Below are 9,265 nucleotides of genomic sequence, written 5' to 3'. Positions count from 1 at the left end.
TTTCACACCATTTATTTCAAATCCGGTAATTTCGAGGCGGCATTTTTCTCGACGCCTGTCAGGGGCAATAGATTATCAACGGCGGCAGCGTAATTTACTGCCGCCTGCCAGCCGTCGAAGTCCGCATTAATTTGTGCATAGGCCGCCTGGAACACATCCTGCTCCACGCTTAATAAGTCGTTGAGACTGCGTTTGCTTAATTTATATTCATTTTTATAAACTTCCCGCGCGCGTCGGGCATTTTCCAGCTGGAGTTTTCCCGCCGTTTCACGGCCTCTGGCCCCGTTCCAGTCAGCCATTGCCACGGACGCTTTTTGCAGCACGTCGAATTTCGCCTGCTCAACCTGAGAAGCCGCAATACGTCTGGCTCCCTGAGCCTGCTCGACCTGGGCGGAGACCGCCCCGCCCTGATAGATAGGCGCGTCCACGCTCAGCTGAATCTGATCGTCCCAGTACGCGCTGTTGTTGGACTGGTAACGAGTGCGTCCGCCTTTCAGGCTCAACGTGGGCCAGTGGCCCGATTTCGCTTTCTCTACGGCATACCCTGAAGACTCACGCATGGCCTCCGCCGCCAGCACGCTCGGGATCAGCGAGTAATCAATGTTGTCGAGCGGTTCCTGTTCAAGCGCCAGACGTACCGGCATGGCCTGATATTGCGCGGCGTTGATTCCGGTTAATACCGCCAGTCTCGCTTTCGCGCTTTGGAGTGCCGCCTGATATTGTTCAAGCGTTGAGCGCATACCGGCAATGCGAGTCTGGGTTTGCAGCACGTCCGAACTCGAGCTCAGCCCGGCATCCGCCCGCAGCTTTGCCATGGTGTTGACGTTTTGCAGCGCGGCAATACTCTCTGTCGTTGCCGCGATCAGCGCCTGGTTACGCTTCACATCGACATAGGCCTGCGCCGTTTTTTCTGCCACACCGGTCAACGTCGCCATAAGCTGGTAGCGATAGCTCTCACGCTGGCTCTCCTGCTGACTAATGTTGCTGCTGGTTTTCCCAAAGTCATACACCAGCTGCGTCAGGCTAAGCCCGTAGGCAGCCGAGTTCTTGAGGGAACCGCTGGAGTCCGTGGTACGCGAATGCCCGGTGCTGCCGCTGAGGGAGACCTGCGGCATCCAGGCGCTTCGGGCTTGATCAATCTGCGCCTGACCAATCCCGAACTGAGCTGCCTGCTGAGAAACGGCAGGATCGCGGTCAAGAGCGAACAGAATACTTTCGTTCAGCGTGAGGGTTGCCGTTTGCGCGATGCCGGGTGCTGTGGCCCAGGCCGGCGCTGGTGCGGCATTCACCCGCATGCCGCTGCCGAAAAAAATAACGGCAAGCATCGCGACCGGCAGGGAATAAGACTGAAGCATAAACGGCAATATCCTTATCCATTAAATAATCAGGATGATGTTGCTCCTTCCTGCATTGGGAATAAACAGGCACGGATGAGTAGCTGATGTATTTAAACGACTGTAATGGTTGAATTAAAACGCCCACATTATGGCGCCCCGTTTATTTCTGGAGCGAGACGTTGTGACTATAAAGAGGTAGAAAGCTGTCGACCGCTTTCATGTCTTCTTAATAAATGAAGGTCATGATTTCACGCTGCCTCTTTATATAAAGGCGTTACGCAATATGACTTATTTAGTCCTGCGGAGCAAATCACTTAGATCCTTTTTCCGAATCATCCTTAAGAAAAATCCTACCAAATAAAAATTAACCTCACCAATGATTTATTGTTAATAGTATGTTACTCAAAAGGAGGTGCTCTGAAAAAACAGATCGATTGATCTCGTGAATAGAGACATCGTGATAAATAGCTAATAGTTATAATTCATAAGCTTATGGCATAAGCATTGATTTACATCAATTTTACATTCCAGCGAAGTTCTTCAATAAATCCGTGCTGCTCATTTTTGGTTGTTTTTCCATAAATGTTACATTGTCGCAAGTTCTACGCAAAATAAGGGCGTTGGGCAGATGTTAACCCGGGGCGATCGTCACGGAAAAAAATCATTTCATGACTAAAATAACGTCTTCTTGACAAAAAAATGCAAAAAAAAGACCGGGGGGAAACCCGGTCTGAAGGTAGCAACATTTCTTATCAAGATTAATGGTCAAGATCGGACAACGATCTTCCCTCGCGGGAGGGGACCTGCAGATTACCAGCGGCAACTTATTCCGGGACGTGATAAGTACCGAAATGTGCCAACGTTCAGTAACGCACGCATACGGTTTTGGTTTCGGTATAGGCGTCAAGCCAGTCCGGGCCAAAATCACGCCCGTAGCCCGACTGCTTCATGCCGCCAAACGGCATATTCGCGTCTATTAGCGTATGGCTGTTCACCCAGACAGTGCCCGCCTGTATACGGCCAGTGTACTGCATTGCCGCCTGCAGGTTGTTGGTCCACAGACTTGCCGTCAGGCCGTAGTCGCTGTCGTTGGCCTGTCGCAAGGCTTCTTCCGCATCCGCCACGCGCACGAGGTTAACCACCGGGCCAAAGACCTCTTCTCTGGCAAGGCGCAGAGAGGCGGCAGGATTCACTACCAGCGTTGGGGCAATATAGTAGCCGCTGCCCTGCGGGCCTGAATTCCCGGAGATTAGCTCCGCGCGCTGCTCTTGCGCCTGTGCCATATATTCGGCCACTTTTTCCTGTTGCACTTTCGATACCAGCGGGTTGATGTGGGCCGCTGGGTTCATGCCCGCCCCCACCTGCAGCGATTTCACCGCTTGCTCAAAGCCGCTCACCAGCGTGTCGAACAGCGGGGCTTCGATATAGATCCGCGAACTGGCGGCGCACACCTGCCCCTGGTTAAGGAAGCTGCCCGCCATTAAGCCTGCAATCACCATCGCCGGGTCGGCATCTTTCAATACGATTGCCGGGTTTTTCCCCCCCAGCTCCAGCGTGACGCGCGTTAGCCTGTTCGCTGCTGATTTGGCAATGCCTTTGCCTGTCGCCGTCGAACCGGTGAAGCTGACTTTGGCAATCAGCGGATGTTCGGTCAGGGCTTTACCGCAGCCGGAGCCGCTGCCGGTGACGACGTTAAATACGCCGTCCGGCACGCCTGCTTCTGTAGCCAGTTCGGCCATACGCAGCAGCGTTAGCGGCGTAGTTTCTGATGGTTTGACGACAATCGAGCAGCCTGCCGCCAGCGCCGGCATCACTTTCCACATGCCAATGAGCAGCGGGAAGTTCCACGGCACGATCCCGGCCACGACCCCCACGGGTTCTTTGCGCGTCCAGGCCTGATAGCGCGCCCCTTCCGGCATCGGGATAGAAACATCCAGCGTCTGGCCGCTGATTTTCGTTGTCAGGCCTGCGGTATAGCGCATCCAGTTCAGCGTGCAGCCCACTTCAAATGCGCGAGAGATGTTAATGGACTTGCCCTGCTCCAGCGTTTCAAGCTGCGCCAGTTCTTCCGTGTTTTGCTCAAGCAGGTCGGCAAACCGCAGCAGGATCCGCTCCCGCCCGGCAGGCAGCATGTTGGCCCATACGCCGCTGCTGAAGGCACGCCAGGCAGACGTTACCGCGCGGTCGACATCCGAGGCGCTGGCGTCGGCACTGCTGGAAATTTGCAGCCCGTCCGCCGGGTTAAAGACCGGCAGGCGCCCTTCGCTGTCTGACGCCTGCCAGCGGCCGTCAATGTACAGCCCATGTGAACGCTGAAGAAACTGGCGCACACAGCCCAGCACGCTTACCGTTTCTGGCTCGGTCATAGCATCTCCTTATCAAGGTCATTATCGTGTAGCCCACCTTCATTCTAGGCGCTATGTTGAGGTTAGGGTTTTCTCCGGCTGACATTCGCTTTGCTGGCTGTGACACGCTACACAAATGTTGATGATGATTCTTTTTTTGAATCACGTTTACCTATAGTTATTGGCTTCTGGCGGCAATCAGTGAGGATATATGGCAGAAAAACAGTGCAACGAGCGATTCGAAAAATGGCTTGACCAGGTGAATCGCGCATGTGGTCGTTTTTCAGGTGCGGCGCTGGAGAGCGGGTTTCACGGCAGCCTGAGCGAACACCTTGCCCATGCCATTAAACTTAGCGTGGTGGAAATTAACCAGGCACGCCTGCTGCGTACAAAGCAGGAAGTTACCCATAGCAACGACGCCTGGTTTTATACCGTTTTTCAGCTGGAGGGCGAAGCCGTCATGGAGCAAGGCGATCGCCAGGCCGTGCTTACTCAGGGTGATATTACGCTGATTGATGCTGGCCGCCCCAGCTGTTTTACCTATACCGACGGGGCGAAGCAGGTTTCGCTTTTACTGCCGCGCCATCTGCTGGAACAGCACCTTCGCCAGGGCGAAGTCCCCTGCGCACAAAGACTCTCCGCAGAGATGCCTGTTGTGCGCCTGAGTCACAGCTTGCTGCGTGAAAGTATGGGTAGCGAGGGGCTCAGTGGCGGAGAAAGTGAAGCCACGCTCGAAGCGATTGCCTGCCTGCTCGCGCCGGCGCTGATTCAGCACAGCCTGCCGGGCTCAAAGCGCGACCGCCACCTGCAGAAAGTCATGTCGCTGATTGATGACCATATTCAGTCCGAAACGCTGCGCCCGGAGTGGATCGCCGCCGAGTCGGGGATGTCGGTGCGCAGCCTTTACCGACTGTTTGCCGATAAAGGCCTGGTTGTGGCGCAATACATTAAGAATCGCCGACTGGATCTCTGCGCCCAGGCGCTGCGCACGGCCAGCCACAGTGAAAAACTGGCGGGGATTGGCTACAGCTGGGGATTTGCCGATCACAGCCATTTTTCAACGGCGTTTAAGGGCAGGTTTGGCGTGTCGCCGGGGGAGTATCGCAAGCGTTTTCAATCAGCCTGAAAGGCAACCCTCACCCCGGCTCTCTCCCAAAGGGAGAGAGGGAAGACAAATGAGGGGGAATAGGCATAAAGCTACTTCTTCATCCACTGCCCGTTCAGCCCGCGGACGTATTCTCCGGCAGGAGCCCTGTCCACCAGCTTCTGACCAGCCAGGCGAGCAACCTCATTGAGCGAGACATTGTTGGTGTCCGCCAGCTGCTGATAGTGCTGGGCGCGACCTTCATTGATGCTTTGTACCAGTGCCAGCGTCTCCGGATCCTGCTTGATGGGCGCAATATAGCCGCTTAGCGTTTCGCCCACCCGCCCCTGCTCACGCGCTTCGTTTAGGGTCAGCGCCATCACGGATGTGCTGAACAACAGGCCAGCCAGCAGCACGCTTTTAATCATAGAGTTCATCGCCGTTCCCCTTCTCAGAACAGATCGCTACGGTTTTTAAGCAGGCTTTCAACGTCTTTATCCACTTTGATGTGGATTTCGTGTTCGATTTTGACGTTCATATTGATGGTGATCGGCTCTTTAGGGGCGGCCACTTCAATGCGCGGCGTGCAGCCTGTCAGCATCAGCGCCGCCGATGCCAGCAGCACAGGGGTAAAATAGTTCATTTGGGTTCCTCACAGGCTTCACCGGACTGGGTGCAGCGAGCCGTTGGCAGCGCGGCGTTCTCTTCCAGCCAGGTTTGTAAATTATCGCCAAAGCGCAAACTGCGCCACAGGGTAAACAGGTTTTCCTGATGGGTATAGTTGAGATTGACGGTGTTAGTTTTTCCCTCCACGTGGCTGATGCCGGTCACGCTGGAACGCATCCTGACCACGCCGAGGTTGTCGAGGTCGATTTGTGTCCATGATCGCGAGATCTCCATGTAGCGCAGCCAGTTGATTGCCGCGCCAGCCGCCATGTTGTTGTCCACGATGGCATCCGCCATGTCTTTGTCCATGCGGAAGGTCATTGGGCCAGGGTTGGTCAGCCAGCCGTCTTTGATAATCCACTGCGGGTGATTGAGCCACAGCGGCAGCGCGCCGTTGAAGCGCCCGGACATACTGAACTGTTTAGGGTTGATGGCGGTGACGAGCTGGCTGGAGGAGAGCCCTTGCAGCCGTAAAAGCGCCGCGTCCCGCTGGGGCATGCGCAATTGCTGCATTGAGATCTTGCCGCCCAGCACATCCGCATTGACGTTGGTCAGCAGCAGCGGCTGCTGTTCGCTCCATGGATACCAGCCTTCCAGATCGGCGGTGATGTTTTGTGCCGCTATCTGGTTGCGAATTTCAGCAATGCGCAGCGTGACCGGCCTATGCCTGCCAAAGTGCCAGGTTGAATCGCTAAAGCGGAACGGCAGCACAAAATCGACGCCGTTAATCTGGTTATCCGGCATCCACACGCTGCCGCTTTTGACCACGCCGTGGCCCCCGGCTTCAAAGCCCTGCCCGGCCGCCGCGGAGAAGGCCACCTGGGCGTAGAGATCGCCCCCTTTCAAATCCATTTTCCAGTCGGCGGGCAGCAGCGGCTGGAACACGGTGAGCGTCTGTTTTGGCCACCACGCGTTGCCTCTCAGGCGCTCCCCGTCCCAGCGTCCGACCACACGCACCGGGCCAATTTTCCCGGCGTGTAAATTGCCTTTGAACAGGAAAGCAGTCGGGTTTTGCCCGTCCACGCTGAATTTAAGCGTCGATGGCGGCAAGGTGCTGCCGCCGCTAAAGGTGGTCGCCCCCGCGTCCAGAGAGAAATCGCCGGTGAAGATCTCTTTTTCTTCGTTCCGCTCCCAGCGCAGCGGGTTGTCCAGGCTAAGACGAGGCTTCGACATCAGCATTGAGCCGTACTGCAGCTTGTCGAAACCGGTGGACAGCGAACTCAATTCAATGGCGCTGTCACGCCATTCGCCCACGCCGCGAACGTCCCATTTTGCCTGCATCGGCGTAAAGCTGCCTTTGCCCCAGTAGCGCCATTGCCACAGTCCGGCGTCCGGCAGGAAGTCATTGGCTTTCCCGTCCAGATGCAGTTCCACGGCGCCCATTTCATTGTCGTGGGCGCGTAAGATAGCCTGTAGCCTGCCGTCGATGCCTTTACTGGAGACTCGCACGCCCGCCAGCGGCCAGCGCACATCGTCAATATTCAGCGTTTCAATCAGGCGGCCACGGGAACGCAGCAAGGCGCCCGGATGGAACAGCAGCGACGGGTCGGTCAATGCGCCCGTCAGTTCACCGGGCAACGCGGCATAGAAAATCAGCTGGTCCTGCTTCGCCTCTCCGGTGAGCTGCAGCGGCAAGGCGCTGTCGGTCAGGCTGAGTTTCCCTGGGCCGAAGTTAAGCACGGCGTTCCCTTTCCCGGCGTCGCCCTGAGTCAACACATTCAGCCGCCCGGTGAAAATGGCGTTATCCAGCCCGGCCTGCCAGTTATCCACCTTCAGCGACACTCCGCCGCCCAGCGGGAAACCTTCATAAGGCCAGCGCCACTGCCCGGCGTTAATCTCAAGGGCGTTTTCGCTCAGGCGCCAGGGAATGCTCAGCAGCGGGGCCTCGTCGCCTGATAATTTTTTCACCGTCAGGTTGCCGGCGTTAGTGTGCCAGTTCAGGGCCACGTGCAGCCTGTCCGGCTCCTGCGGAATTTGTACCTGCGTGGCCACTTGCCCATCCGTCGGCAGGCCATCCGGCACCGGCGGGAGCGTTAAGTCACCCACCAGCTCAAGCGGCGGAAGCCCTTCGAATGCCCCGACTTTTAGATCGCTAATTTTCAGGTTTTGCCCTTTAAGAGTGGCGGAAAGCGTGAGCAATTTCCCCTGATAATCCAGCTGTTGCTGCTGCGGGGTCAAAGAGAGATGCAGCGCCCCCGCATACTGCAGCCACGGCGTGACGTTAAGCTGGTCGATAGTCAGCCAGGTGTTCGGCAGCATTTTCTGCCATTCTTCAAGGGTGCGCGGTGCGGCGGGAGCCACATCATCGGCGGGGATCTTGCTGATGCAGTCTGGATTGAGATTCAGTTCCGCGAGGTGAAGCCGCCAGCGGCTCGGATGGCTGAGGCTTGCATCTTTGAGGCTGGCAAGCTCGCACTCCCCGGCCAGATAACGAAGATCGGGGATAATAATCGCCCCGTTGTGCAGGCGTGGGCTGGCCTCCAGCGCAATACGGGTGCCCTGTGGCAGCCAGATCCCGGCGAGCGTCGGCAGCCAGTACGCCACCGTGAGCAGCAGCGACAGCGGCAGCAGAATCAATGCAAGTATCAGCGCAAGCGCGGCTTTATATTTACCCTTCATGGGTGGTTAATATCCTGATTCAGCGACAATTTAAGCCGAAATATGTCATTATTCTGGCACGATTCAGGCCGGGCGTGAAGGCGGCGGCAATAGTAAGCATAGTCTGCCCGGGAAGTGAAATAGTCACCTGCCGTTAAAATTTCAGTTTATAAATTGTATGATTATTTTAAGCATGATAGTTTTGGAACCAACCCTTTCTGGAGATAAGTCTTATGAAACTTGCGGTTTATAGCACAAAACAGTACGACAAAAAGTATCTGGAGCAGGTTAACCAGGAATATGGCTTTGATCTTGAATTTTTTGACTTCCTGTTGAGCGAAAAAACCGCCAAAACGGCCAACGGCTGCGACGGCGTGTGTATTTTCGTTAATGATGATGGTAGTCGCCCGGTGCTGGAAGAGCTAAAAAAACACGGCGTTAAGTTTATCGCGCTGCGCTGTGCCGGCTTTAACAACGTCGATTTAGACGCGGCGAAAGAGCTTGGTATGCCCGTGGTTCGCGTCCCTGCCTACTCGCCGGAAGCCGTGGCTGAACACGCTATCGGGATGATGATGTGCCTTAATCGTCGCATTCATCGCGCCTACCAGCGCACACGTGACGCCAACTTTTCGCTCGAAGGCTTAACCGGTTTTACCATGCACGGCAAAACGGCAGGCGTGATCGGCACCGGGAAAATCGGCGTTGCCGCGCTGCGGATCCTGAAAGGGTTTGGCCTGCGCCTGCTGGCGTTTGATCCTTATCCGAGCGCAGCGGCGCTGGATTTAGGCGTGGAATATGTCGATCTCGAAACGCTGTTTGCGCAGTCCGACATTATTTCCCTGCACTGCCCGTTGACGCCGGAAAACTATCACCTGCTCAACCACTCCGCCTTTGATCAAATGAAAGACGGCGTGATGGTGATAAACACCAGCCGCGGCGGGCTGATTGATTCCCAGGCCGCCATCGACGCGCTCAAGCACCAGAAAATCGGCGCGCTGGGTATGGATGTGTACGAGAACGAACGCGATCTTTTCTTTGAAGATAAGTCTAACGACGTGATTCAGGACGACGTGTTCCGCCGCCTTTCCGCCTGCCACAACGTGTTGTTTACCGGCCACCAGGCATTTTTGACGGCGGAGGCGCTGACCAGCATTTCCGAAACTACGCTTGAAAACCTGCGTCAGTTGGAAAAAGGCGAGCCTTGCCCGAACCAGTTGAATTGATTTTCCGTCCGC

General features: G+C 55.9%; 7 protein-coding genes. 2 read left to right on the top strand and 5 right to left on the bottom strand.

The genetic code is table 11. The features are described 5' to 3' along the window. Positions 1-11: 11 nt before the first annotated feature. Positions 12-1,355: a TolC family outer membrane protein gene (locus tag ACREYP_RS10700; protein ID WP_442892460.1), complete on the bottom strand. Its 1,344-nt coding sequence runs from the start codon at positions 1,353-1,355 to the stop codon at positions 12-14. A gap of 845 nt (positions 1,356-2,200) precedes the next feature. Next, positions 2,201-3,703: an aldehyde dehydrogenase family protein gene (locus tag ACREYP_RS10695; RefSeq protein WP_336818637.1), complete on the bottom strand. Its 1,503-nt coding sequence runs from the start codon at positions 3,701-3,703 to the stop codon at positions 2,201-2,203. Between the two features lie 190 nt (positions 3,704-3,893). Between ACREYP_RS10695 and feaR the strand changes: the two genes are divergently transcribed. Further along, positions 3,894-4,808, top strand: coding sequence for a transcriptional regulator FeaR (feaR, locus tag ACREYP_RS10690; RefSeq protein ID WP_008461394.1), 915 nt, complete (start codon positions 3,894-3,896; stop codon positions 4,806-4,808). Positions 4,809-4,879: 71 nt separating this feature from the next. Here feaR and ACREYP_RS10685 read toward each other — a convergent pair whose 3' ends face one another. The 3 genes from ACREYP_RS10685 to ACREYP_RS10675 are packed head-to-tail and all read right to left on the bottom strand — an operon-like array spanning position 4,880 to position 8,051. Then, entirely contained in the window at positions 4,880-5,203 is a 324-nt protein-coding gene (locus tag ACREYP_RS10685; protein WP_008461392.1) for a YdbL family probable chaperone protein, read from the bottom strand. A gap of 14 nt (positions 5,204-5,217) precedes the next feature. After that, complete coding sequence (locus ACREYP_RS10680) at positions 5,218-5,409, bottom strand: YnbE family lipoprotein (protein ID WP_008461390.1); 192 nt, start codon at positions 5,407-5,409, stop codon at positions 5,218-5,220. Next, positions 5,406-8,051, bottom strand: a complete 2,646-nt coding sequence (locus ACREYP_RS10675; protein ID WP_336818636.1) for a YdbH family protein — start codon at positions 8,049-8,051, stop codon at positions 5,406-5,408. The genes ACREYP_RS10680 and ACREYP_RS10675 overlap by 4 nt, the downstream gene beginning before the upstream one ends. Before the next feature lie 212 nt (positions 8,052-8,263). Between ACREYP_RS10675 and ACREYP_RS10670 the strand changes: the two genes are divergently transcribed. Beyond that, entirely contained in the window at positions 8,264-9,253 is a 990-nt protein-coding gene (locus ACREYP_RS10670; RefSeq protein WP_008461388.1) for a 2-hydroxyacid dehydrogenase, read from the top strand. Positions 9,254-9,265 lie beyond the last annotated feature (12 nt).

Origin of the sequence: Enterobacter sp. TMH.L2 (genome assembly GCF_050847315.1) — a bacterium.
Lineage (GTDB): Bacteria > Pseudomonadota > Gammaproteobacteria > Enterobacterales > Enterobacteriaceae > Cedecea.
The sequence above is the reverse complement of the archived record's forward strand: the minus strand, read 5'-3'. Positions and strand labels throughout refer to the sequence as shown.

Excerpts from the sequence above, each read along its gene's own strand:
- ACREYP_RS10700 (WP_442892460.1), bottom strand. The coding sequence starts at position 1,355 with ATGCTTCAGTCTTATTCCCTGCCGGTCGCGATGCTTGCCGTTATTTTT.
- ACREYP_RS10695 (WP_336818637.1), bottom strand. The coding sequence starts at position 3,703 with ATGACCGAGCCAGAAACGGTAAGCGTGCTGGGCTGTGTGCGCCAGTTT.
- feaR (WP_008461394.1), top strand. The coding sequence starts at position 3,894 with ATGGCAGAAAAACAGTGCAACGAGCGATTCGAAAAATGGCTTGACCAG.
- ACREYP_RS10685 (WP_008461392.1), bottom strand. The coding sequence starts at position 5,203 with ATGAACTCTATGATTAAAAGCGTGCTGCTGGCTGGCCTGTTGTTCAGC.
- ACREYP_RS10680 (WP_008461390.1), bottom strand. The coding sequence starts at position 5,409 with ATGAACTATTTTACCCCTGTGCTGCTGGCATCGGCGGCGCTGATGCTG.
- ACREYP_RS10675 (WP_336818636.1), bottom strand. The coding sequence starts at position 8,051 with ATGAAGGGTAAATATAAAGCCGCGCTTGCGCTGATACTTGCATTGATT.
- ACREYP_RS10670 (WP_008461388.1), top strand. The coding sequence starts at position 8,264 with ATGAAACTTGCGGTTTATAGCACAAAACAGTACGACAAAAAGTATCTG.